Origin of the sequence: Helicobacter pylori FD535, from assembly GCF_000296015.2 — a bacterium.
In the GTDB taxonomy this organism is placed as follows: Bacteria; Campylobacterota; Campylobacteria; order Campylobacterales; family Helicobacteraceae; genus Helicobacter; species Helicobacter pylori_CT.
The window spans coordinates 25649-50203 of sequence record NZ_AKHP02000005.1; the positions used below are offsets into that span (position 1 = coordinate 25649).

29 protein-coding genes and 1 pseudogene are annotated in these 24555 nt (G+C 38.7%); 15 read left to right on the plus strand and 15 right to left on the minus strand.

Annotated features, from left to right (window positions below):
- Nucleotides 1-5: 5 nt before the first annotated feature.
- Nucleotides 6-905 (minus strand): peptidylprolyl isomerase CBF2, encoded by a 900-nt coding sequence (gene cbf2, locus DV63_RS10400; protein ID WP_000739420.1) that lies wholly within the window; start codon nt 903-905, stop codon nt 6-8.
- Nucleotides 906-1051: 146 nt separating this feature from the next.
- Here cbf2 and DV63_RS18440 point away from each other — a divergent pair, with 146 nt between their 5' ends.
- The 13 genes and pseudogenes from DV63_RS18440 to DV63_RS10465 all read left to right on the plus strand — a co-directional run bounded on the left by DV63_RS18440 (nt 1052) and on the right by DV63_RS10465 (nt 12045).
- Nucleotides 1052-1270 carry a hypothetical protein gene (locus DV63_RS18440; RefSeq protein ID WP_000457010.1) on the plus strand — a complete coding sequence of 73 codons (219 nt, stop codon included), beginning with the start codon at nt 1052-1054 and terminating at the stop codon, nt 1268-1270.
- 111 nt (nt 1271-1381) lie between these two features.
- Nucleotides 1382-2110, plus strand: coding sequence for an EI24 domain-containing protein (locus tag DV63_RS10410; RefSeq protein WP_000244485.1), 729 nt, complete (start codon nt 1382-1384; stop codon nt 2108-2110).
- Nucleotides 2104-2871, plus strand: coding sequence for a flagellar biosynthetic protein FliR (gene fliR, locus DV63_RS10415; RefSeq protein ID WP_000883772.1), 768 nt, complete (start codon nt 2104-2106; stop codon nt 2869-2871). The genes DV63_RS10410 and fliR overlap by 7 nt, the downstream gene beginning before the upstream one ends.
- A gap of 10 nt (nt 2872-2881) precedes the next feature.
- Nucleotides 2882-4057, plus strand: a complete 1176-nt coding sequence (locus DV63_RS10420) for a molybdopterin molybdotransferase MoeA (RefSeq protein ID WP_000622890.1) — start codon at nt 2882-2884, stop codon at nt 4055-4057.
- Nucleotides 4058-4117: 60 nt separating this feature from the next.
- Nucleotides 4118-5209, plus strand: coding sequence for a peptide chain release factor 2 (gene prfB / locus DV63_RS10425; protein WP_000371092.1), 1092 nt, complete (start codon nt 4118-4120; stop codon nt 5207-5209).
- Between the two features lie 69 nt (nt 5210-5278).
- A complete protein-coding gene (gene cheZ / locus DV63_RS10430; protein WP_000191023.1) occupies nt 5279-6022 on the plus strand; it encodes a protein phosphatase CheZ in 744 nt (247 codons plus the stop codon).
- A 2-nt stretch (nt 6023-6024) separates the two neighbouring features.
- Complete coding sequence (locus tag DV63_RS10435) at nt 6025-7293, plus strand: peptidase U32 family protein (RefSeq protein WP_001077414.1); 1269 nt, start codon at nt 6025-6027, stop codon at nt 7291-7293.
- A 46-nt stretch (nt 7294-7339) separates the two neighbouring features.
- Nucleotides 7340-7603: a tetratricopeptide repeat protein gene (locus tag DV63_RS10440; RefSeq protein ID WP_001127830.1), complete on the plus strand. Its 264-nt coding sequence runs from the start codon at nt 7340-7342 to the stop codon at nt 7601-7603.
- Nucleotides 7594-8064 (plus strand): CiaD-like domain-containing protein, encoded by a 471-nt coding sequence (locus DV63_RS10445; protein ID WP_017179814.1) that lies wholly within the window; start codon nt 7594-7596, stop codon nt 8062-8064. The genes DV63_RS10440 and DV63_RS10445 overlap by 10 nt, the downstream gene beginning before the upstream one ends.
- A 234-nt stretch (nt 8065-8298) precedes the next feature.
- The gene (arsR, locus tag DV63_RS10450; protein WP_000573717.1) at nt 8299-8976 is read left to right on the plus strand and encodes an acid response regulator transcription factor ArsR; all 678 of its coding nucleotides are present in this window, start codon (nt 8299-8301) and stop codon (nt 8974-8976) included.
- A gap of 25 nt (nt 8977-9001) precedes the next feature.
- Nucleotides 9002-10366 (plus strand): annotated as a pseudogene (arsS, locus tag DV63_RS10455) (acid-sensing histidine kinase ArsS).
- A complete protein-coding gene (gene hemB / locus DV63_RS10460; RefSeq protein ID WP_000476630.1) occupies nt 10351-11322 on the plus strand; it encodes a porphobilinogen synthase in 972 nt (323 codons plus the stop codon). Before arsS ends, hemB begins: the two are co-directional and overlap by 16 nt.
- Nucleotides 11323-12045 carry a YebC/PmpR family DNA-binding transcriptional regulator gene (locus DV63_RS10465; RefSeq protein WP_000532081.1) on the plus strand — a complete coding sequence of 241 codons (723 nt, stop codon included), beginning with the start codon at nt 11323-11325 and terminating at the stop codon, nt 12043-12045.
- Nucleotides 12046-12565: 520 nt separating this feature from the next.
- Here DV63_RS10465 and DV63_RS10470 read toward each other — a convergent pair.
- Complete coding sequence (locus DV63_RS10470) at nt 12566-13486, minus strand: tetratricopeptide repeat protein (RefSeq protein ID WP_000597859.1); 921 nt, start codon at nt 13484-13486, stop codon at nt 12566-12568.
- Nucleotides 13487-13635: 149 nt separating this feature from the next.
- Here DV63_RS10470 and rfaJ point away from each other — a divergent pair, with 149 nt between their 5' ends.
- A complete protein-coding gene (gene rfaJ, locus DV63_RS10475; RefSeq protein ID WP_000022406.1) occupies nt 13636-14739 on the plus strand; it encodes an HP0159 family lipopolysaccharide 1,6-glucosyltransferase in 1104 nt (367 codons plus the stop codon).
- Here rfaJ and DV63_RS10480 read toward each other — a convergent pair.
- From DV63_RS10480 to recA, 6 genes are read right to left on the minus strand one after another with little or no spacing between them, the layout of a single operon-like run.
- Entirely contained in the window at nt 14736-15692 is a 957-nt protein-coding gene (locus DV63_RS10480) for a PDC sensor domain-containing protein (protein WP_000952276.1), read from the minus strand. The genes rfaJ and DV63_RS10480 overlap by 4 nt on opposite strands.
- Before the next feature lie 21 nt (nt 15693-15713).
- Complete coding sequence (locus DV63_RS10485) at nt 15714-16202, minus strand: shikimate kinase (protein ID WP_001164310.1); 489 nt, start codon at nt 16200-16202, stop codon at nt 15714-15716.
- Between the two features lie 4 nt (nt 16203-16206).
- Nucleotides 16207-16803 carry an AMIN domain-containing protein gene (locus tag DV63_RS10490; protein WP_001864637.1) on the minus strand — a complete coding sequence of 199 codons (597 nt, stop codon included), beginning with the start codon at nt 16801-16803 and terminating at the stop codon, nt 16207-16209.
- Nucleotides 16804-16820: 17 nt separating this feature from the next.
- Nucleotides 16821-17096, minus strand: coding sequence for a hypothetical protein (locus DV63_RS10495; RefSeq protein WP_001273467.1), 276 nt, complete (start codon nt 17094-17096; stop codon nt 16821-16823).
- Entirely contained in the window at nt 17089-18369 is a 1281-nt protein-coding gene (eno, locus tag DV63_RS10500; RefSeq protein WP_000955585.1) for a phosphopyruvate hydratase, read from the minus strand. Before eno ends, DV63_RS10495 begins: the two co-directional genes overlap by 8 nt.
- A gap of 11 nt (nt 18370-18380) precedes the next feature.
- A complete protein-coding gene (gene recA / locus DV63_RS10505; protein WP_000952098.1) occupies nt 18381-19424 on the minus strand; it encodes a recombinase RecA in 1044 nt (347 codons plus the stop codon).
- 98 nt (nt 19425-19522) lie between these two features.
- On the opposite strand from recA, the gene DV63_RS10510 reads away from it, so the two are divergent.
- Nucleotides 19523-20389, plus strand: coding sequence for a menaquinone biosynthesis family protein (locus tag DV63_RS10510; protein ID WP_000626291.1), 867 nt, complete (start codon nt 19523-19525; stop codon nt 20387-20389).
- On the opposite strand, the gene DV63_RS10515 is transcribed toward DV63_RS10510, so the two are convergent.
- From DV63_RS10515 to ccoO, 7 genes are all read right to left on the minus strand, one after another.
- Entirely contained in the window at nt 20386-21153 is a 768-nt protein-coding gene (locus DV63_RS10515; RefSeq protein WP_000506279.1) for a hypothetical protein, read from the minus strand. The two genes, DV63_RS10510 and DV63_RS10515, sit on opposite strands and share 4 nt — an antisense overlap.
- An 88-nt stretch (nt 21154-21241) precedes the next feature.
- Complete coding sequence (locus DV63_RS10520) at nt 21242-21823, minus strand: hypothetical protein (protein ID WP_000660410.1); 582 nt, start codon at nt 21821-21823, stop codon at nt 21242-21244.
- A gap of 11 nt (nt 21824-21834) precedes the next feature.
- A complete protein-coding gene (locus DV63_RS10525; RefSeq protein WP_001222012.1) occupies nt 21835-22419 on the minus strand; it encodes a hypothetical protein in 585 nt (194 codons plus the stop codon).
- Nucleotides 22420-22519: 100 nt separating this feature from the next.
- Nucleotides 22520-22726 carry a DUF4006 family protein gene (locus DV63_RS10530; protein WP_000670506.1) on the minus strand — a complete coding sequence of 69 codons (207 nt, stop codon included), beginning with the start codon at nt 22724-22726 and terminating at the stop codon, nt 22520-22522.
- Between the two features lie 10 nt (nt 22727-22736).
- On the minus strand, nt 22737-23615 hold the full coding sequence (gene ccoP / locus DV63_RS10535) for a cytochrome-c oxidase, cbb3-type subunit III (RefSeq protein WP_017179816.1): 879 nt from the start codon (nt 23613-23615) through the stop codon (nt 22737-22739).
- Nucleotide 23616: 1 nt separating this feature from the next.
- Nucleotides 23617-23835, minus strand: a complete 219-nt coding sequence (locus DV63_RS10540) for a cytochrome c oxidase, cbb3-type, CcoQ subunit (RefSeq protein WP_001864632.1) — start codon at nt 23833-23835, stop codon at nt 23617-23619.
- Nucleotides 23836-23845: 10 nt separating this feature from the next.
- Nucleotides 23846-24544, minus strand: a complete 699-nt coding sequence (gene ccoO / locus DV63_RS10545; RefSeq protein WP_000490776.1) for a cytochrome-c oxidase, cbb3-type subunit II — start codon at nt 24542-24544, stop codon at nt 23846-23848.
- Between the last annotated feature and the right edge of the window lie 11 nt (nt 24545-24555).

Consider the following 24555-nt stretch of genomic DNA (forward strand, 5'->3'; position numbering starts at 1 on the left):
ATCCATTACTTGTTGATAACAATTTTAGCGTGCTTTCTTAGTTCTTCAATGCGTTGATTCATGCGTTCTTGGAAAAGCTTTTCTTGTAACATCCCCTTAATGGTGGGTTTAGCCTGCTCATAGGTATAAGTTACAGGGCTATCTTTAGAAATCAAATAGATAATGTGATAACCAAACTCCGTTTTAACAGGGGTTTTAGTGTAATTCCCAGGAGTTAAAGCGAAAGCGGCTTTAGAAAAATCCGGAGCCATTTGGTTTTTTTGGAATTTCCCTAAATCACCGCCATTTTGCGCGTTCTTGCTGTTAGGATCAATCGTATCCCGATTGGCTAACTCAATGAATTTGGCTTCTTTTTTAGTCTTTGGCTGTTTGTCAATCTCAGAAATAATCCGTTTAGCCTCATCTTCGGTTTTCACTAAAATATGCCTAGCATGGGCTTCTTGCTTGACAAAAAGCTGATCTTTATTAGCGTTGTAAAAATCTTGCATTTCTTTTTCTGGGATTTGGACTTTTTTCACTTCTTCAGCCTGTTTTTTAGCCCAAAATTCCACTAAAGCCTGTTTTTTAACCGCTTCCATCATCGCTTTAAATTCTGGAGTGCTGTCCAATTTCTCGGTTTTAGCTTCATTTTCTACAAGGGCGGTGCGAATAGCTTGATCAATCAAGGCTTCTTTTTCTTTCTCTTTAAGCTTGTCAAAATCAAAATTAGGGTTGCGCTGTTTGATCATGTCAAAATCGCTTTTAGTGATAGGTCTGCCATCCACTGTAGCTAACACGCCTGCTGAAGAATCAGTCGTTTTTTTCGTGTTATGCGTAGCGTTATTTGCGTTATGAGCCGGCTTGGCCATCAAAAACGATGCGCTCAACGCGCCCACTAACGCTAAATTTAAGATATTTTTTTTCATTGTGTGTTCTCCACTCTAAACTAATTTTCATAATTAAATTTACATTATAGCAAAATTAAAACAAAATCAGCTACCATGATTACAGAAAACTCACATTAAGGGGTAAGAAACGCTTAAAGTTATCCACTCCATTAAAAGCGGGTAAAATGTTTGCCGCAGATGTTGTAATAATATTTATTGTATTTATTGGTGTTAGTTATATTTTTTTTGGAAAGAAAAAGGATGTTAAAGAAGATCCGAAATTTCATAAGACAATAATGAATATTGTATTTGCCATTGCTGTTGTAATCATTTTGTGTCCTTGGATACTGATAATATTGTTTTACCCCATAATGTATTTATTATTATATGTTATTCCATATTAAATAACTTCTATCATTCTTGTAGTCAATCTCATTTATAAGCTTACTATGTAAGATTAAGGGACTTTGCGCTTAAATACCCTCAACAAAGTGAGTCAAGAAGGATTTCAGGTTATGGTTTTGTCTTTATCTATCCTTAAAAAAAGCTTTAATGATTTTTTAAGCGCTAGAATGCTTTTAATCAATCTTGGCCCTATCCTTTTGAGTCTGGCGTTTTTTGGAGCTGTTTTTTACTACAATGGCGGGAGTATTGTGGGTTATTGCCAAACTTTATTACCGCAATCTTTGAATGATTATTCCCATTCTCAAGGCTTTTTTGCTGGTGTGTTTGCATGGGTTTTTAAAGCGTTAGTGTATTTTCTTATTGTTTGGATCGTGATTCTTTTGAGTTTAGTCATCAATATTTTTGCGTCTATTTTTTACACCCCTTTAGTGGTCTCTTATTTACACCAAAAATATTATCCCCATGTCGTTTTAGAAGAATTTGGCTCAATCCTTTTTTCTATTAAATATTTTTTAAAATCGCTCGCTTTGATGCTTTTATTACTAGCGGTTTTAACGCCCTTTTATTTCATTCCCTTTATGGGGGTCTTTGGGGTCTTTTTTTCCATAATTCCGCATTTTCTTTTTTTCAAAAACACCATGAGTTTGGATATAGCCAGCATGATTTTTAATCACCAAAGCTATCAAAATTTACTCAAACAGCACCGGTTAAAGCATTATCGTTTTTCGTTTTTTTGCTATCTTTTTTCCTTAATCCCTTTTTTTAATTTTTTTGCCACCTTATTGCAAACCCTAATGCTAGCGCACTACTTTTTTATCCTTAAAGAAAAAGAATGCTAGATTTTATTCAAGAGCTTAGCACCCCCCATGTCAGGGATTTTTTCTTGTTGTTTTTAAGGGTTAGCGGCGTGCTGTCTCTTTTCCCTTTTTTTGAAAACCATTTAGTGCCTTTGTCGGTGCGTGGGGCTTTGAGCTTGTATGTGAGCGTGATTTTTTACCCCACTTTAGAGTTTTCAAACGCCGCTTACACGCCAGAGGGTTTTATCATTGCATGCTTATGCGAATTGTTTTTAGGGGTGTGCGCGTCTGTCTTTTTACAAATCGTCTTTGCAAGCTTAGTGTTTGCAACCGATAGCATCAGCTTTTCTATGGGGCTTACAATGGCGAGCGCGTATGATCCTATTTCAGGATCGCAAAAACCCATTGTGGGGCAAGCCCTTTTATTGTTAGCGATTTTAATTTTATTGGATTTATCGTTCCACCATCAAATCATTTTGTTTGTGGATCACAGCTTAAAAGCCGTCCCTTTAGGGCAATTTGTCTTTGAGCCAGCGCTAGCTAAAAACATTGTCAAAGCCTTTTCGCACTTGTTTGTCATAGGGTTTTCTATGGCGTTCCCTATTTTATGCTTGGTGTTATTGAGCGATATTATTTTTGGCATGATCATGAAAACCCACCCCCAGTTCAACCTGCTCGCTATCGGATTTCCGGTTAAAATTGCGATCGGGTTTGTGGGCATTATTTTAATCGCTTCGGCTATCATGGGGCGTTTTAAAGAAGAAATCAGCCTGGCCTTTAGCGCCATTAGCAAAATCTTTTAAAGGATTAATAATGATTAGTTTTAAAGAAGCTCTAAAAATCCATTCTAGCATTCCCCTAAAACCCTTAGAAATAGAGGTTATCTCTTTGTTTGAAAGCGTAGGGCGCATTTTGGCAGAGGATATTATTTGCACTCACGCCCTGCCTAAATTCAATCAAAGCGCAATGGATGGCTATGGGTTTAAAATGCAGGATTTAGGCAAAAAAACTCAAGTCATTCAGCGCATTTTTGCCGGAGATGATGTGAGCGCTTTAGAAATTAAAGAAAATGAATGCGTTAAAATCATGACTGGAGCGATGGTGCCAAAGGGAATAGAAACGATTATCCCTATAGAATGCATGCTAGAAAGCCATAAAAATTCCGCCCTAGCTCCCAAAGATTTTAAAATAAACGCCAATATCCGTCAAAAGGGCGAAAACGCTTCTTTAAACAGCGTGTTAGTCCCTAAAAATACCCGTTTGAATTATGGGCATATCGCACTCATTGCCTCTCAAGGGCTAAAAGAAATCAAAGCGTTTAGAAAATTAAAAATCGCTTTATTTAGCAGCGGCGATGAATTAGCGCCTTTAGGGCAAAACGCCCTAGAATGCCAAGTTTATGATGTTAATTCAGTGGGTATTTTTAACATGCTTAAAAACTACAACACGCATTTTCTAGGGGTTTTAAAAGACGATAAAAATTTACAGCTTAAACCACTTGAATCACAAGACTATGATGTCATCCTTTCAAGCGCAGGGGTGAGTGTGGGGGATAAAGACTTTTTTAAAGACGCTTTGAAAGAAAAAAACGCCCTTTTTTATTATGAAAAAGTCAATCTCAAGCCTGGAAAACCGGTAACTTTAGCCCAACTCAATCAAAGTATCATTATAGGCTTACCGGGCAATCCTTTAAGCTGCTTATTGGTTTTACGGGTTTTGATTCTACCCTTGCTGGAACGCTTATCCTTAAACAAAGATTTTAAACTAAAACCCTTTAAGGCTCAAATCAATGCCCCTTTAAAGCTTGAAGGCAAACGCACGCATTTAATTTTAGGCAACTATTCAAACCACCAATTCATTCCTTACAACAACAACCGCTATGAATCAGGAGCGATTCAAGCCCTTGCGCAAGTGGATTCTATCGCTTTAATTGATGAAGGAGTGGGATTGGTTCAGGGCGAAATTGAAATTTTAAGGTTTGAAAATTGAAATGGCTTTTAACAATGCTATAATGGCAAGTTTAAAACCCCACTCATAAAGGTTCTGTTTGTGGATAACTACACCTATAGCGAATTGTTAAAAAGCTTGCAAAACAAATGCGATAATATCGCTTTAATCATCAAGCCTGAAAAGATCAAACAAGAATTAGAACGCATTGAAAAAGAACAAGAAGACCCTAATTTTTGGCAAGATGTCTTAAAAGCCAGAGACACCAATAAAGAAAAAGTGCGCCTGAACCGCTTGCTAGAAACCTATCAAAAAACCAAAAATGCTTTAGATGAAAGCGTGGAATTGTTTGAACTCGCTCAAAACGATAACGATGAGGTTACTTTATCCTTACTCTATGAAGAGGCTCCTGTTTTAGAACACAGCGTCCAAAAAGTAGAAATTGAAATCATGTTAAGCGGTGAAAACGACGCCTCAAACGCTATTATCACCATTCAGCCTGGAGCGGGGGGGACGGAAAGCCAGGATTGGGCGAGTATTTTGTATCGCATGTATTTGAGATGGGCGGAAAGAAGGGGCTTTAAAAGCGAGATTTTAGATTATCAAGATGGCGAAGAAGCGGGCATTAAAGGGGTCGCCTTTATCATTAAGGGCGAAAATGCTTATGGCTATTTGAAAAATGAAAGCGGGGTGCATAGGCTTGTAAGGATTTCGCCCTTTGATGCGAACGCCAAACGGCACACGAGTTTTGCGAGCGTGCAAATTAGCCCTGAATTAGACGATGACATTGATATAGAAATTGATGAAAAAGATGTCCGTTATGATTATTATAGAGCCAGTGGGGCAGGCGGTCAGCATGTCAATAAAACAGAAAGCGCGGTTAGGATCACGCATTTCCCTACCGGTATTGTGGTGCAATGCCAAAACGACAGGAGCCAGCATAAAAACAAAGCGAGCGCGTTAAAAATGCTTAAATCCAAGCTTTATGAATTGGAATTAGAAAAGCAGCAAAGCAGCACCAAAAATGAAGAAAAAAGCGAGATCGGCTGGGGGCATCAAATAAGAAGTTATGTCCTAGCCCCCTACCAGCAAGTCAAAGACGCGCGCTCCAACACCGCTTATAGCAATGTGGAAGCGATACTAGACGGCGATATTGATGCGATTTTAGAGGGCGTTTTGATTGCTAAAGCTTAAGTGCGCTAAAATGACAGCTAAGAATTATGGTTAAAAACGCTTTTTAAAACCAATTGGCAAGGAACAACAATGACACAAGAAGAATTAGACGCTTTGATGAATGGTGGCGATTTAGAAAATTTGGAAGCCCTAGAAACTAAAGAAGAGATTAAAGAGGAAGCTAAAGAGGAGGTTAAAGAGAAAGAAGAGGCTAAAGAATCCAAAGAAAGCTCTAGCCAAAAAATGACCGTCAAAAAAGAAGACGCTGAAAAATACGGCAAGATTAGCCCTAATGAATGGCCTCCCCCTCCCCCCACTGAAGAGCATAAAGTCGTGCATCAATTAGATGATGTTACAAGAGATTCTGAAGTGAAAGCCACGCAAATTTTTGATCAATTGGATTTGATCGGGGCTAGCGCTGAAAAGATCGCTAAAATGGTTAAAAAAATCCAAGAACCTTTGCAAAAACACCAAGAAATTTTTGACAATTTGCATGGCCATTTCCCCCATGTTGAATCTTTTAAAACCGCACTCAACGAACAACAAGAAATCCTAAACGCCCTTAAAAGCATTGAAGAAGAAGCCACTAATTGCTCTGATAGCTCCATGCAAGCGATGGATATTATGCAGTTTCAAGACATTCACCGCCAAAAAATTGAACGAGTGGTCAATGTCATGCGAGCGCTCAGCCAATACATGAATTCGCTTTTTGAAGGCAAAATTGATGATTCTAAGCGCGTGAGTTCAGCGACTTATATCACCGGCGATGACGATAAGGATTTAGCCAGCGCTGATGATATTGAAGCCTTGATCGCTTCTTTTGGAGCCAAGTAGTTTTGAACCAAGTTGAATTACTCTCTCCCGCTGGTAATTTAAAAAAACTTAAAATCGCTCTCAACTATGGGGCTGATGCAGTTTATGGGGGGGTGAGCCATTTTTCTTTACGCAATCGTGCAGGCAAGGAATTCACTCTAGAAACCTTTAAAGAAGGGATTGACTACGCCCATGCGCTGGATAAAAAAGTCTATGCGACCATCAATGGTTTCCCTTTCAATTCACAACTCAAACTTTTAGAAGAACATATTAATAAAATGGCAGAATTAGAGCCAGACGCTTTTATTATCGCTGCGCCTGGGGTGGTGAAACTCGCTTCAAAAATCGCCCCGCATGTTCCTATCCATTTATCCACGCAAGCGAATGTCTTAAATTTATTAGATGCGCAAGTGTTTTATGATTTAGGGGTTAAACGCATTGTGTGCGCTAGGGAATTGAGCCTGAATGATGCGATTGAGATTAAAAAAGCCTTACCCGATTTAGAATTAGAAATCTTTGTGCATGGGAGCATGTGCTTTGCCTTTTCAGGGCGCTGCTTGATTTCGGCCTTACAAAAGGGGCGCGTGCCTAATAGAGGGAGTTGCGCGAATGATTGCCGGTTTGATTATGAATATTATGTGAAAAACCCTGATAATGGCGTGATGATGAGGTTGGTTGAAGAAGAGGGCGTAGGCACGCATATTTTTAACGCTAAAGATTTGAACCTTTCTGGCCATATCGCTGAAATTTTGAGTTCAAACGCCATTAGCGCGCTCAAGATTGAAGGGCGCACCAAGTCCAGTTACTACGCCGCGCAAACCACGCGCATCTATCGTTTAGCGGTTGATGATTTTTACCATAACACCTTAAAGCCGAGTTTTTATGCTAGCGAATTGAACACGCTTAAAAACAGGGGTTTTACGGACGGCTATTTGATGCGAAGGCCTTTTGAAAGGCTAGACACTCAAAACTACCAAACAGCCATTAGCGAAGGGGATTTTCAAGTCAATGGCGAAATAACCGAAGACGGGCGGTTTTTTGCATGCAAATTCACCACTACCACTAACATTGCTTATGAAATCATCGCTCCCAAAAATGCGGCTATCACGCCCATAGTCAATGAAATTGGCAAGATTTACACCTTTGAAAAACGCTCTTATTTAGTGCTGTATAAAATCCTTTTAGAAAATAACACCGAGTTAGAAACTATCCATAGCGGGAATGTGAATTTAGTGCGATTGCCCGCACCTTTACCGGCTTTTAGTTTTTTACGCACCCAAGTCAGAGTCTAAAAATGGCGTTTAGAGATTAGGGATTAAAAACGATTAAGAGAAACGCATGCCATTAGAAACGATCACACTCGCTCGTATTTATGAAGAACAAGGGTTTTTTGAAGAAGCGTTGCAAATTTATACTAATATTTTAGAAAAAACTCCTAACCATACAGAGGCGTTAAAACAAATGAAGCGTTTGGAAAAAATCCAAAAAAATTGCGCTCCTTTCAAACACGATGCGACACTAGAGCGGCACTATTTAAATTTTATCAAAGGGGATCGTTTGAGCGTTGAAAATTTAGAAAAATGGCTGGTAGAATGGAATTGAAAAACATTATTTCAGAAACCCTTAATGAAATTGAAAAAATGGCTCAAACCATTGATGATGGTGTGGCACAAAAAACGCCCTCTTTTTTCAAAACGCCCTCCAATTTGCAAAACACCACAAACCCTAAAAACGCTAACACCCCTTTAGAGCCAAAAAACGCTGCCAAAATAGAAACGCAAGAAAAAATCACAGAAGAGAATACAGAAGAAAAAGAAGAAGAGGCGCTAGAAATCATTACAGAAGAAACCGTGCAAGAAAACCCCACGCAAGCGCCAATTCCAAACGAGCGGGTTTTTTTAAAAAATTTACTAGAGAGAACCTTAGTGTTGTTTAAAGGCATGCAAGCTCTAGAAGAAAAAGAAGCGTTAAAGCGTTTGGATTTAGTGGCACGTTTCTTGCAATACCAATTGAGCGCGCTTGAAAAACGATTAGAATCTTTGGAACGAGAAAGCGCAGAGTGAAAAATGAGCAAAGGAATTTTTTAAAAACATTAAAAAATAAGACTTTAATTTTCAATATTCCATGAAAACAAAGCCTTAAATCCCGTTAATAACTATGATAATGTTTTGAATTTTTATTTTTAAAATATTTTCAAGGTATCTTTAATAATAAAATGCTAGAATTAGTTCCCTAAAACATTAACAAAGTTAATCGTTTTTAAAGTTGTAGAAATCATTGAAGGAGTTAATTGAAGTATGATAGAAGTTTTAATGATAGAAGATGATATAGAATTAGCCGAGTTTTTGAGCGAGTTTTTGCTCCAACATGGCATTCATGTAACCAATTACGATGAGCCATATACCGGCATTAGTGCGGCTAACACACAAAATTATGATTTGTTGTTGTTGGATTTGACTTTGCCTAATTTAGACGGGCTTGAAGTGTGTAGGCGCATCTCCAAACAAAAACATATCCCTATTATTATTTCTTCAGCAAGAAGCGATGTGGAAGATAAGATTAAAGCGCTAGATTATGGGGCTGATGATTACCTCCCTAAACCCTATGACCCTAAAGAATTACTAGCTCGTATCCAGTCCTTACTCAGGCGTTCTCATAAAAAAGAAGAAGTGAGTGAGCCAAGCGATGCGAATATCTTTAGGGTGGATAAGGATAGCCGAGAAGTGTATATGCATGAAAAAAAGCTAGACTTAACTAGGGCTGAATATGAAATCCTTTCGCTTCTCATTAGCAAAAAAGGCTATGTGTTTAGCCGTGAAAGCATTGCAATTGAGAGCGAGAGCATCAACCCTGAAAGCTCTAATAAAAGCATTGATGTGATCATTGGCCGTTTGCGATCTAAGATTGAAAAAAATCCTAAACAACCGCAATATATCATCTCTGTTAGAGGGATTGGTTATAAATTAGAATACTGATATTCTAATAAGGAGTTAAGGGGTTTTGCGTTTCTCTATCTTTTTTAAAGTTGTCGCTTTGTTTATGATAACGCTCTTTAGTTTTGGAGCGTTCGCTTACTATTTCGTGTCTTCTCAAATCACTCACGAAAAATATCAAAACGAAATGCGCCATTATCAGTTTGTTACTACTATCAATGAAATTTTAAATAACTACTCTGATTACAGAGCCATAGAAGATTACCTCTATAAAATTGGTTTTAGAGAAATCACGATAGAAAATTTAGAAAAGGTTTTAGCCAAAAGACGCCACCAGTTGCACCACAGAAATATTGGGTATGCTGAAGTGTTTAAATTCAGCGATATGGTTTTTATCCTTTTAAAAAAGGATGAGCATTTTGTGCTTTATAAAGATTTGCATTCGGTTTCTTATAGGAATTATTTCTTAGCTATTACGGTGGGTTTATTATTGATTTTATTCCTCTTTTTATTCGTTTTACAGAGTTTATTGCCCTTAAGAGAGTTGAGATCTCAAGTGAAACGCTTCACTCAAGGGGATAAAAGCGTGAGTTGCAAAAGCAAGCAAAAAGATGAAATAGGGGATCTGGCTAACGAATTTGACAATTGCATCCAAAAAATGAATGCGATGAATGAATCTCGGGTTTTATTTTTGCGCTCTATCATGCATGAATTACGCACCCCTATCACTAAGGGCAAGATACTAAGCTCTATGCTCAAAGAAGAGCTGTCTTACAAACGCTTTTCATCTATATTTGATCACTTGAACATGCTGATTGAGCAATTTGCCCGCATTGAGCAGCTCGCTTCCAAAAATTACGGGAGCAATAAAGAAAAATTTTTAATGAGCGATTTGATAGACAAGATTGAAAAAATGCTTTTAATTGATGAGGATAAAAAAAGCCCTATCCATGTATCCTCTTCAAATTACATTATTGAAGCGGATTTTGAATTGTTTTCTATAGCGTTAAAAAACATGGTAGATAATGCGATTAAATACAGCGATGACAAACAGGTGTTTTTGGATTTCATAGGAAATAATTTAGTGGTGTCCAATAAAAGCAAACCTTTAAAAGAAGATTTTGAAAAATATTTGCAACCCTACTTTAAATCTTCTAACCCCAGCCAAGCCCATGGTTTTGGGTTAGGCATGTATATCATTAAAAACGCTTTAGAGGCTATGGGGTTGAATTTGAGTTATCATTATAGTAATGGGAGAATTTGTTTCACTATCCATGATTGCGTTTTTAATAGTTTTTACGATTTAGAAGAGGATAATGAAGAGCTACCCCCCCCGAAAATTTGAGAGAAATGAATGGGATGAAAAGAACAGAAGAAGCCAATTGTGGGGTTAAAGAAAAACAATAAAGAGAGAACATGTTCAAACGATTGAGAAGATTACGAAGCAGCGAAAACTTAAGAGCGATGGTAAGAGAAACCCATCTAAATATTGATGATTTCATCGCTCCCTTGTTCGTCACAGAAAGCGGTAGTTGTATTAAAAATGAAATCAGCTCCATGCCTGGCGTTTATCAAATGAGCATGGAGCCTCTTTTAAAAGAATGCGAAGAATTAGTGGGTTTAGGCATCAAAGCCGTTTTATTGTTTGGCATTCCTAAACATAAGGACGCTACAGGAAGCCATGCGTTAAATAAGGATCATATTGTTGCAAAAGCCATTAAAGAGGTTAAAAAACGATTTAAAGATTTGATCGTTATAGCGGATTTGTGTTTTTGTGAATACACCGACCATGGGCATTGCGGGATTTTAGAAAACGCTTCTGTGTCTAACGATAAAACGCTAGAGATTTTAAATCTTCAAGGGCTTATTTTAGCTGAAAGCGGTGTGGATATTCTAGCTCCAAGCAACATGATGGATGGGAATGTTTTCAGCTTGAGAAAAGCGCTCAATAACGCCGGCTATACCCACACGCCCATCATGAGCTATTCCACTAAATTTGCGAGCAGTTACTATGGGCCTTTTAGAGATGCGGCAAACTCTGTGCCGAGTTTTGGCGATCGCAAAAGCTATCAAATGGATTACGCCAATAAAAAAGAAGCACTTTTAGAAAGTTTAGAAGATGAAAAACAGGGCGCGGATATTTTAATGGTGAAACCGGCTTTGGCGTATTTGGATATTGTTAAAGAAATTAGAGATCACACTTTGCTCCCTTTAGCGCTCTATAATGTGAGCGGGGAATACGCCATGCTCAAACTCGCGCAACAACACAACCTGATCAATTATGAAAGCGTTTTATTAGAAACGATGACTTGTTTTAAAAGAGCGGGAGCGGATATGATTATCAGCTATCATGCTAAAGAAGTGGCTAACTTATTACAAAGGAATTGAATGGGACGAGCGTTTGAATACAGAAGAGCGGCTAAAGAAAAACGATGGGATAAGATGAGCAAGGTTTTCCCCAAGCTCGCCAAAGCGATCACTCTAGCGGCAAAAGATGGCGGGAGCGAGCCGGACACGAACGCCAAACTACGGACAGCGATTTTAAACGCTAAAGCGCAAAACATGCCTAAAGACAATATTGACGCAGCGATTAAAAGAGCGAGCAGTAAAGAAGGGAATTTGAGTGAAATCACTTATGAGGGTAAGGCGAATTTTGGCGTGCTAATCATTATAGAATGCATGACTGATAACCCCACCAGAACCATTGCCAACCTTAAAAGCTATTTCAATAAAACGCAAGGGGCAAGCATCGTGCCTAATGGCTCTTTAGAGTTTATGTTTAACCGAAAAAGCGTGTTTGAATGCTTGAAAAATGAAGTGGAAAATTTAAAGCTCAGCCTAGAGGATTTAGAATTCGCTCTCATTGATTATGGTTTGGAAGAATTAGAAGAAGTGGAAGACAAGATTGTTATTAGAGGGGATTACAACAGCTTCAAGCTCTTAAATGAGGGATTTGAAAGCTTGAGATTGCCCATTTTAAAAGCGGGTTTGCAACGCATCGCCACAACGCCCATTGAATTGAATGACGAACAAATGGAGCTTACCGAAAAATTACTGGACAGGATTGAAGACGATGATGATGTGGTTGCGCTTTATACGAATATTGAGTGAAATGCAAAAAGGATCAAAGCATTTTTTAACGATGAAAACCAACAAAAAGTTTTGTTGCTGTAAGCTTGTAAAATCCTATAAAGAGTTATAAAACTCCTTTTTGATTGGATTTTTAACCTTATTTTGATTGAATAAAGGTTTTTGTTTTTATCAAATGTGAATAGTCAATATTCTTTTTTCAAAAACTTGTTTTTAAGCTTTTTGATAGTTAATTTTTATTTTGTGGTATTTTTTAAAGCGGATAGGGGGATTTTGAGATAACACCCCCTTTAACCCCATTAAACCCCCTAAGAAGCGCTTTAAAAAATTACCGCTTGTGTCTGTGTAAGCTCTTTTATATTTGTTTTAAAATGCCTTTGAGTGTTTTATTACCAACATGAAAATAAATCCAAACCCTAGATTTAATAGATTTTTAATCTCAATACCCACCAATAGAGACGCTCAATCCCTATTTGAAGCAAGAGATATAGAAAGATTTCTATAAGATGAGTTTTTAATCATTAGCTCCTAAGCTTTAAGCTTATTGCGTGTCATCTTGCGTGTCGTTTTGCGCATCATCTTGCAAATCATCAGACTTCTTGCCAATCACTTCTTCTAACACCTTACAACTACCGCTAAAGCCTAAAGTGCAACCTTTCTTATAATACGAAGTAGCTTTATCTAAATCCTTTGAAGCGCCCTTACCCGTGTAATACATCACCGCCACATTATGGCAACCGCTCCCTTCTTTTAAATGACAACCCTTTTTATAAAGATTCAAGGCTTGCTCTTCATTTTGTCTGACATACATGCCGACTTCATACATGTATCCCAAGCTCACACAGCTCGCTCCGTCTTTTAAATGGCACCCTCTTTTAAAATTCGTAAGGGCTTTTTTCAAATCCTTCTGTACGCCTTTTGCGTTCCTATACATATACCCCGCAAAGTTACAACTAATGCCGTAATTCAAACTGCAAGCGTATTTAGAAAGAGAAAGGGCTTTGGTATAATTTTGCTTCACGCCCGTGCCGTTAAAATACATAAAACCTAAACTCCCGCAGCTCACCCCACCCTTTAAATGGCACCCTCTCCTGTAATAATAGACAGCCTTTGGAAGATCTTTTTGCACGCTATCGCCATCTTCATACATAGAGCCTAGACTCGCGCAAGCGAGATGATTCCTTAAATTACACCCTCTTTTGTAATAAAAAACGGCTTTTGGAATATTCTGATCCACGCTATCGCCATCTTCATACATAGAGCCCAAACTCGTGCAACCAACCCCCACCCTTAAATTACAGCTCCTCTTATAAAAAGCCACCGCTCTATGGTAATCCCCTCTCTTAAAGGCTTGAGTAGCCATTTTAAAATATGCCTCACCGGTTGTAGCCACCAAATAACTGAAACAACTTGCCGTTAAAAATAAAATCAAAAACCACTTTTTAGTCCAACTCTTTATCATCTCATTCCTTACAAAACTAAACCAAAGCTCACACAAAAAAAATCAGTAAAACCCCAATCTAATTGGTTATTATAGTATAATATTCAAAAAAATAAATTCAACTTTGGATTAAATTTAATTAAAAACCTATTTTAGGAAAACCACTTAAAATGAGTATTATTATTCCTATTGTCATCGCTTTTGACAATCATTATGCCATTCCAGCTGGCGTGAGCTTGTATTCCATGCTAGCTTGCGCTAAAACAGAATACCATGATAAAAAACTTTTTTATAAAATCCACTGCCTGGTGGATAACTTAAGCCTTGAAAACCAGCGCAAACTAAAAGAGACTCTAGCCCCCTTTAGCGCTTTTGCGAGCGTGGATTTTTTAGACATTTCAACCCCTAATCTTTGCACCACTTCAATAAAACCCTCTGCGATTGATAAGATCCATGAAGCTTTTTTGCAACTCAATATTTACGCCAAGACTCGCTTTTCTAAAATGGTCATGTGCCGCTTGTTTTTGGCTTCTTTATTCCCGCAATACGACAAAATTATCATGTTTGATGCGGACACTTTGTTTTTAAATGATGTGAGCGAGAGTTTTTTTATCCCGCTAGATGGTTATTATTTTGGAGCGGCTAAAGATTTTTCTTCTCCTAAAAGCCCTAAACATTTTCAAAAGGAAAGAGAAAGAGAGCCTCGTCGAGCCTTTTCTCTTTATGAGCATTACCTTAAAGAAAAAGACATGAAAATCATTCATGAAAGCAATTATAACGCCGGGTTTTTGATCGTGAATTTAAAGCTATGGCGTGCTGATCATTTAGAAGAGCGCTTACTCAATTTAACCCGTCAAAAAGGCCAGTGCGTGTTTTACCCTGAACAGGATCTTTTAACGCTCGCATGCTATCAAAAAGTTTTAATCTTGCCTTATATTTATAACACCCACCCTTTCATGGCCAGTCAAAAACGCTTCATTCCTAACCAACAAGAAATCGTCATGCTGCATTTTTATTTTGTAGGGAAACCTTGGGTTTTACCCACTGCTTTATATTCTAAAGAATGGCATGAGACTCTTTTAAAAACCCCTTTTTATGCCGAATATTCCGTGAAATTCCTTAAACAAATGACAGAATTTTTAAGCCTTAAAGACAAACAAAAAACCTTTGAATTTCTTGCCCCCCTACTCAATCCAAAAACCCTTTTAGAATATGTCTTTTTTAGATTGAATAGGATTTTCAAACGCTTAAAAGAAAAATTTTTTAACTCTTAGCGTTCTCGTTTGGGCAACACGCTATAAGCGAATTTAACATAGATCGCCAAACTGATCAAAAGCACCGCCACGCCAATAGCCAAATACACCGCATAAGTGATTTTATCCGGTTCGCTCACGCTGAATTTAAACACTAGCATTAACGCTTCAATGGCCAATGCGATAATGATAGAGCCTAAAAACCTGATCATCGTGCGGTGGATCGCATGGTGGTTGTCCCCGCTATTTTTACCCAAAACTTCCTCTTCAAAAATCGCCTTGACCAGATCAAAGGTGGCTAAGGCTAGGGTTAAAAGCACAATGGGGTGGAACACTTCTTTAATGTCAAAACTGCTAAAATTGACAATCGCTGTCCAAAAGCTAGAAATGCATTTCACAAATAAAAGCAACGACACTAAAGTGAGCATGATAGAAATCATAAAATACATGACCATGCTCCCTTCGCTAAAGGTTCTGAAATACTTTGAAGGCGAGCTGATTTCAATCGCCACCCTCAAAGGGATTTGCAAGCACACCACAAACGCTAGATCATTGTTTTGATCATACACCGGGTAAGATGCGCTCACTACCAAATGGTTTCCTTTTTTAGAAGGGTAGGGATCGGTTAAAATGCAACGCTTTTCACTCACGGCTTGATAAAAATAATATTTATCGCTAAAGTTGGCATGCGATTCTAATTCAATCCCTTCTGTTAAATCATGCTCTAATATCCCCTCCTTATGCCCCTGCTCTTTAAGTTGGCTTGGCTTAAGAATGAGCATGCCCTTAGCGTCTAACACAAAAAAACTTTTTGCCATTTTGATTTCAGCGTGCATTTTTCTGATCTGTTTGTTTAAATAATCCAAAGTGATTTCAGGGAGGTGGTTGCGGATATTGTGCGAAAACAAATAGGTAAGATAAGCGTATAGCTCGGTGCGGATCTTGGAATACTGGACAATGTCTCTACTTAACATCAAAAGGCCTTTAAAAAAAATTTATGCGATGAATTGTAGCACTTGTTTTAAAGAATTATTTAAACCACCCCTTGCATCAATGATAAAGGAGGCGTTTTTTTCATAGAGGGCTTGGCGTTTTTCAAAAAGCTCTTTGGCTTGAGTGAGATTATTTAAAAGGGGGCGTTTTTCCCTTTCTTTTTGATTCAAACGCTTAATCAAGGTCTCAAAATCAATTTTGAGATAAAAAGTTGCACCTAAACCCTTAAGGTTATCATGCACCACAATGCCCCCACCGGTAGAAATAACATGGGGGGTTTTGAGCGTTTTTAATTCATCAATCAGATTTTTTTCAAACATCCTGAAATTGTCTTCGCCAAGCTCTTCAAAAATCCCTCTCACGCTCAAACCCACCCTCTCGCTAATGATCATATCCGTATCCAACACTTCTAATTTCAAAGCAAGCCCCAATTCTTGCGCTAAAGAGCTTTTACCGCTCCCCATAAAACCGATTAAGACTAAATGCTGCATGCTTTTATTTCAATTTTAATTCATACGCCCCGTTTTTTTCTTCCAAAAGATAGCGGTATTTCCCGTCTAAAATGAGCGTGATGCGGTAATAATCTTTGTGCGTGCCGACTTTAATTTGAGAAAAAAATTTCTGGTTTAAATCCCTATTTTGATAAATATCCAAAGGGCCTTTTTGCGTGTCTAACACGATTCTATAAGGATTGACTAGCACAAAAGAGCGCAAAATTTTATAAGGGGAACGCAAAATCATCGTGTTGTTTGCCATGGAAAAATCAAAATCTTGGATCTGGTAGCGTTTTTCAAAAGCGGCTTGATCAAGGGTGTGTTGGGAGAGCTTTAAGGGGTAATGCCAATCAATGCTTTTATCAATGCCCACGACTTTAGAATGGATAGAGCCATCAATATCCTGGTAAGTGAGCGTGATTTGTTTTAAAATCCTAGCGCTCGTGGGCAAATCCACATGGATTTCTTTAAAATAACTATCATAGATCCCATTAAAGCCCCCTTGCAAATTCTTGGAATTGATTTCAGGCTCAAAAGGGTTGTCTCTAGCCAATAAAACGCTTAAAACCACCACCACACCTATCATCTTTTTTAACACTACCATTTTCCTTAAATCTAATCTCTAGGCCGTAATTCCTTCAACTCAAACAAACGCTTTTGCAAGCGTACATTCTTGCTTTGCAATTCGGTGATTTCTTGTTGCAATCGTTCATGCTTGTCTCTTAAATCCAAATAGACTTCCAAAGAAGAACCCCCAAAAAGCAACTTCCCTAAATAATACCCAAATCCAAGCAGTAAAAGGAAAAAGACAATAAGGGAGCTATGGCTATAGAAAAAATCTCGCGCTTTGTTGTCTTTGATTTCATCGTTTTCAAAAAGGCCATTAGCCATGCTTAAACAACTCTTTGCCGATATAAACCCCCCCTTTTAATTCATGCTCAATCTCTAAAAGGCGGTTGTATTTAGCGATCCTTTCGCTCCTTGCGGTGGATCCGGTTTTGATTTCTCCCGTATTGAGCGCGACTGCAAAATCAGCGATAAAGCTGTCCTCACTCTCCCCGCTTCTATGGCTCATCACGCATTGATAGGCATGGTGTTTGGCTAATCTTATGGTCTCTAAAGTCTCACTAATGGTGCCGATTTGATTGGGTTTGATTAAAATGGCGTTCGCAATGTTTTTTTCAATGCCTTTTTGCAAGAGACTGGCGTTCGTTACAAACAAATCATCGCCCACTAACTGGATTTGACGCCCTAATTCCTTGCTTAAAAACGCCCAACCCTCCCAATCGTCTTCGCTCAAACCATCTTCAATGGACACAATCGGATATTTTGCCACCAATTCTTTATAATAAGCCACTAATTCATGCGAATCTAGAATCTTATTTTCACCCTTTAAATGGTAATTGAAATTTTCATCCACCAATTCGCTGCTCGCTACATCTAAAGCGAGCGCTATTTCTTCGCCTAACTTATAGCCGGCTTTTTCAATGGCTTGAGAAATGGCTTCAAGGGGTTCTACATTGTTGTTAAAATTAGGCGCAAAGCCCCCCTCATCGCCCACGCTTGTGAGCTGATTCTTTCCATCTAAAAGTTTTTTAAGCGTGTGATAGACTTCTGCGCTCGCTCTTAAGGCTTCTTTAAAACTTTCAAACCCTAAAGGCATGATCATGTATTCTTGAAAGTCTATGGAATTATTCGCATGCGTTCCGCCGTTGATGATATTGAGCATCGGCACAGGCAAAGTCAGAGCGTTAGCCCCCCCTAAATAGCGGTATAATGGCAGATTTAAAGCCTTCGCGCTAGCCCTTGCTAACGCCATAGAAACGCCCAAAACAGCATTCGCCCCTAAATTAGCGTAATTAGGCGTGCCATCTAAAGCCTTTAACCTCTCATCTACAAAGGCTTGATTGATCGCTTCAAGCCCTATTAAATGGTGTTTGATCACGCTATTGACATTTTCGCATGCCCTCAAAACCCCTTTACCCAAAAAACGGGTTTTGTCATTATCCCTTAATTCTAACGCTTCTCTTTTACCGGTGCTCGCCCCGCTAGGCACAATCGCACTCGCCTTAGTGTTATCGCTTAAAATCACGCTGGCTTGAATGGTAGGATTGCCCCTACTATCCATCACTTCTAAAGCATGAATGTCTTTAATGGTTAGCATCAAAATCCTTTCTATTCCATTTCTTCTAAAGGCTCATCCGGTAAGGGCATGATCTCTTCATTAGAGCCAATACTCTCTTTAATCTTAAGAGTGATTTCATTCGCTAGGGCTTTATCTTCTTTGAGTAAGGCTTTAGCGTTTTCTCTGCCTTGCCCTAGCTTTTTATCCTGGTAGCTAAGCCATGCCCCACTCTTATCCACAATGTCTAATTTCACGCCGTAATCAATGATTTCGCCCTCTTTAGAAATCCCCTCCCCAAACATGATGTCAAATTCCGCTTCTCTAAAAGGCGGAGCGACTTTATTTTTAACCACTTTGGCTTTAGCCCTGTTGCCAATATGCTGTTCGTTTTGTTTTAAAGCCGCAATTCTTCTAATATCAATCCTAACGCTCGCATAGAATTTTAAGGCATTACCCCCAGTTGTGGTCTCTGGACTCCCATAACCCATCATGCCAATCTTCATTCTGATTTGATTGATAAAAATGAGAGTAGTGTTCATCTTGTGCAAGACACCGGTGATTTTTCTTAACGCATGGCTCATAAGCCTTGCTTGCAAGCCCACATGCTGATCGCCCATATCCCCATCAATCTCCGCTTTAGGCGTAAGAGCCGCTACGGAATCCACCACCACTAAATCAATCCCTCCGCTTCTGGTGATCGTTTCTAAAATCTCTAAAGCTTGCTCGCCTGTATCAGGTTGGGAAACGAGTAAATTTTCCGTATCCACGCCCAATCTCTTAGCATAATGCACATCTAAGGCATGCTCAGCGTCAATAAACGCGCACACGCCGCCATTTTTTTGGCATTCTGCAATAATATGCAAGCTTAAAGTGGTCTTCCCGCTTGACTCTGGCCCATAAATTTCAATGATCCTACCTTTTGGAACGCCCCCAATCCCTAAAGCCAGATCCAACCCTAACGAGCCTGTAGAAATAGCGTCAATCTTTTCTACTTGCTTATCCCCAAGGCGCACCAACGCCCCCTTGCCAAAAACCTTATCAATTTGTTTGATCGCTAAAGAAATCGCTTTTTGTTTGTCTTCATCTATTGCCATTAAATTACCTTATTGAATTTGATTTGTTTATTCTATCAAATCCTAGCCTAAAATCTATTATAATAAAAGGACTTACCCCATCACAAAAGGATTTTACTTTGATTAGTGTCGCTCATAGCCCTGATGCTGATGATATTTTCATGTATTATGCGATTAAGTTTGGCTGGATAGATTGCCCCATTAAGAATAAAACATTCCACAACATTGCCCTTGATATTGAAACCCTAAACCAAGAAGCCCTAAAAAACACTTATGATGTGAGCGCAATCAGCTTTGGGCTATACCCTAAAATTGCGAACGATTACGCCTTGCTCCCCACAGCGACAAGCTTTGGGAATGGTTATGGGCCTAAATTAGTGAAAAAAAAGGGCGTGAAATTGAAAAAAGATTTTAGAGTCGCATTAAGCGGGGAGCACACCACCAACGCCCTCTTGTTTAAGATCTATTACAAACATGCGCGCATCGCTTACATGAATTTTTTAGACATTGAAAAAGCGGTTTTGGAAGAAAAAGTGCATGCAGGCGTGCTCATCCATGAAAGTATCTTGGATTTCCATAATGAATTAGAAGTGGAAAAAGAATTGTGGGATGTTTGGCAAGAACTCATTAAAGTTGACGATTTACCCCTGCCTTTAGGGGGCATGGCGATTAGGCGCTCTATCCCCTTGTATCGTGCGATTTTGATTAAAAAGGCTTTGATTAAAGCGGTTGAAGTCGCTTTAAAACACCAAAATCTGCTCTCTGGCATGCTGTTAGAGCGCTCGCTCATTCGTGTCAATAAAGAGCAGCTACAAACTTATTTAAGCTTGTATGCGAATGAAACTTCAACGCGCTTAAACGAGATTCAAATTCTCGCCATAGACAAGCTTTTTGAATTAGGCTATCAGCATGGGTTTTATGCCAGTTTGTTAAAGACTAAAGATTGCTTGCTCACTGATGAATATTTGCAATACCGCTTTTCTTAATCTAGTTCTAATTTATGCGTGAGCAAGTAACGAATCATTCCATACAATAAAAGGATTTTTAAAAAATCCACCCCCCATAAAAGGTAGTATTTGTTTTCTTGTAATTCTTGTTGTTGCAAGAAATAATAAAACCCCTCATTGATGCTTAAACTGGAACTCATTAAGGGCAGTAGCGAATTAAACGCTAATTCCAAAACAACCCCCACAAGAATGAATAACAGCCCCCCTAGTAAAAAACGCGCTTTTTTGATCCTAATAGCGTTTAAAACGCTCAAAACAAACAAAAATTTCATTAAAACAAGCCCTAAAAACAGCGCGATACCTAGGGTTTTAGTGGGTTTTAACACAAAGGTTTTTAAAGCGGTGTGCAAGATAAACAGCACGCTGGATTGCGCGTTAAAAAGATAATAGCCCAAACGCACGCTCGCCACAAACCAGAACAAACTGAAAATAAAAAACACCATAGGGAGCAAGATTTTAGGGAGCAATAAAGACTCTAAACTAATAGGTAAAGAAAAGCTTAAAACCCCCCTTTTAGAAAAAAGCGCGTTGAGATTTTTAATCGCTCCCACACTGATTGCAATCAGTAAAAACGCCCCCAAGACAAAAAAGAGCGTGTAGCTTAGGGTGAGCATGGTCGTTTCTTCAGCACCTTGAGAGGAAAAACAAACCGCTAAAATAGTGAGCGTTATTAAAAAATTCCCCACAACAACATTCCCTAATTGCCCCAAAGCATCATGTTTAAAAACTTTTAAAAAACCCATAGCCTTATTATATCCTTTGGATAGAAAATTCAGGCTTTTTTAATGATTGAGTGCCAATAAAAAACGCTAAAGGCATTTTTTAAACGCACTACTTTAAAAAAGCCAGTTGCTCCAAAATCAATTCTTCTTGATTTTTAAAAACAAATTTAAAAAGGATCTTATAACGCCCCATTTTGTCGCTCTTTAACAAATCAAATTTTAAAGGCTCGCATGCGCTTCTACAATCAAGCGTTCCTAACCATCTGGGCTGTGATTTGCTGGGATAAAACGCTAAATACACTTGAATATTTGGCGGATCTAAAGCGGGTTTGAGCGGTTGCAATTGCGCATAAAGCGTGTTGGATTTTTCCAAAATCAAAGCGTTTTTTAAAAGGTTTTCTTGGAGTTTTTTATCCCCATGCGTGCCTTTAGAAAAATAGGGTAAAATGGGGGTTTTAGGGCTTTTAGTAAGGGGCTTTAAACCCACTAAAAAACGATAATTGGATTTAAAGTTTTCATAAGTTTTAAGCATGTCGTTAAAGTTTAAATCCACTTCGTTATGCCCTTTGAAATACACTAAATCGTTTTTAGGCGAATTTTTTAGGGCAAACACCACCAAAAACACCACGATCCCAAGCCCAAGAATAAGCACGCTCATGATCCCTAAAGGCCAAAAGTTTTTTTCTTTCATTGGTTTCTCTCTTAAGATTTTTTAAAAAAATAAAGCCCCAAAAACGCGCCTAAAAGCGTCAATAATAAAATATAAATAACCACCTTTACAAAAGTGACTCCCTTAGGAGCGTTAAAATTTTGCGTGATATTCACACGATATTTTTGTGCTAAAGCATCTACTGCGACCGAATAGCCGTTAATGAGCATGGCTGAAATCCTTTGGGGCGTGTATTCTTTAGGGTTTGTAGGGAGTAAGGGAGCGATTTTTTCAAAAAAGATTTTATCAGTGTCTAACAAATCCTTAGGGTTAGCCACTAATTCTATTTTTTGAGCGTCATGGTAAAAAAAGAATACCACAAAAGGGGGTTTGAGCTGCTTTAAAAAGCCCTCTTGATAATTTTGGCGTTCCTTTTTAGACGCCAAAGCGATAGGGTTTTTTTCAAAATCCGTCATATCAATCACAAAACGCACGCCTGTTTTAAGATAAAGCTCTTTAGAAACGCCCTCCACAAACGCAACGCTTTTTTCTACCAAACGCCCCTTAGAATTATTAAAAACATAATCATCAGCCCCCAAACAACAAACAAAGGCTATTACAAGCCATAAGATTCTCATGTGCTAAACAAAAACAAGTTTGGCACAAAAGAAATAACAATCGTCATTAAAATGGTCGCTACTACCATTAAGGCTAAGATTTTTTCTAAAGTCGTGAATTTCATTTTTTACTCCCTTGATTGACCAATTCATAATTAGCCCGGTTTTGGGTGTTTTTTGTTTCTAAAGCGTTAATATCCTTATAGCGGTAATAATTGGTGGCTTGCTCTTTTTGGATATGGATCGCTTTGAGCGTAAAAAAAACGGCCACACACAATAAGATAACCACAATCAGTAAATTCCCTGCTAATCCGTTTAAAAATTTCATCTCTTTTCCTTTAATCTTCTAAGGGTTTTAGCGATTGGATAAATTCAGCTAACGCTTTAACTTGCAAATCGCTAAAGTTTTTATACTTGAATGATGGCATATGCCCTATATTGCCCTTTTTGCCATGCGTTAAGATATTTCTCAAAAAATTCTCTGTGCCGTAAGCGGTCAAATCGGCCGCAAATACTTGATTTTCTTGCAAACCCTTACCATCATTGCCATGACAGCCTGTGCAACCCATGCTTTCAAACAGCTCCTTGCCTTTATCAATGAGTTGAGGGTTTTTGGTTTTTTTAACGCCAGAAATTTCTGCCATCACATAGCTCGCAATCGCTTTAGCGTCTTTTTCGTCTAATTCCATAGCGGGCATTTCCCCAGCGAGATAATCCATGCCTTTAGAGCCATGCTTAATGGTGTCCATAATGCCCTCTTCTTTACCCCAACGCACCAGATTTTGAGCGCTCCCATGCAAGCCCTCAGCGGTGATGCCATGGCATTGCGAACAATGGACTAAAAAGATGCCTTGACCCATATCCACCAATTCCTTTTGACCCAAATGCTTCCATTTGGCTTCAAATTTTTGGTTGTGCGCTTTAACCTCTTCATTGTATTGCCCGATTTGAGAAAAGCTATTCAGCGGATACCCAAAGAAAAAATACCAAAAAGCCCACACAATCGTGCACATAAAGCTTGCGATCCAGCCTACTGGCACATTATTAGCAAACTCCCCTATCCCATCAATCAAATGCCCGTTTCCTATAAGCTCACCTTGAGATTTGCTGTCGCGCATTTCTTTAATGAGCGAGCTGGATTCATAGATGGTTAAAACTAAAATCACAAGTGCTGCAATCAAGCCAAAAACATTTATATGGTCGTTTAAAAAATCCATTTCAACTTTCCTTTATGCCATTATCATGAACTTTTTTATGGCGTGGTTCAATCAACTCATCTTCTAAAGCGTCATTTAACGCTAAGTATCCGTACCGCTCATAATCCACGACGCCCTTTTTTTGCTTTCTATACATGCTAAAAATATAGGCATACAAAAAGAGCGTGAAAAGAATGGTAAAAAACGCATACGCAAAACCTCTCAAACTTTCTAAATCCATCATTCACCCCTTATTTAGCGTTTTGACTAGCGTTGATCCTGGAATTACCCAAGCTGTTGAGATAAGCGATCAAAGCCACAATTTCTAACACTTCACCTCTCTCAATCGCTTCTAGCACCCTCTTGTCTTTCATGTCGGCTGTGATTTTTTTAGCTTCTTCTAAATAAGCTTTTTTCGCTTCTTCCACATTCCCTAATTTCACGCCGTTTTCTGTGTCATAAGGCACGCCAAAAACCTTTTTTTGTGTCAAAGCTTCTGCATAAGCGGTGTCAAAGTCGCTCTTTTTGATGAATAAATGCTTATAGGCGGGCATGATGCTGTGCGGCACAACGCTTTTAGGATCAAACATGTGCTTTTCATGCCAATCGGTTGTGCGATAATCCCCCACCCTGTGCAAATCAGGGCCAATCCTTTTAGAACCCCATAAAAATGGCCTATCATACGCATATTCCCCGCTCAAACTATACGCGCCATATCGATCCACCTCAGCTTGGAAAGGGCGGATAAGCTGGGAATGGCAATGATAGCAACCTTCTTGGATATAAATTTGCCTCCCCGCTGTCTCTAAAACCGTATAAGGCCGTAAGCCTTCAATCGGGCGAGCGGATTTGAAGAAGTTGGGCAAAATCTCCACCAAGCCCGCAATCGCAAACACAAAAATAAACGCAAGAGTGAAAAAGAACGGGTTTTTCTCTAAAAAACTAAACATTTCCAACCTCC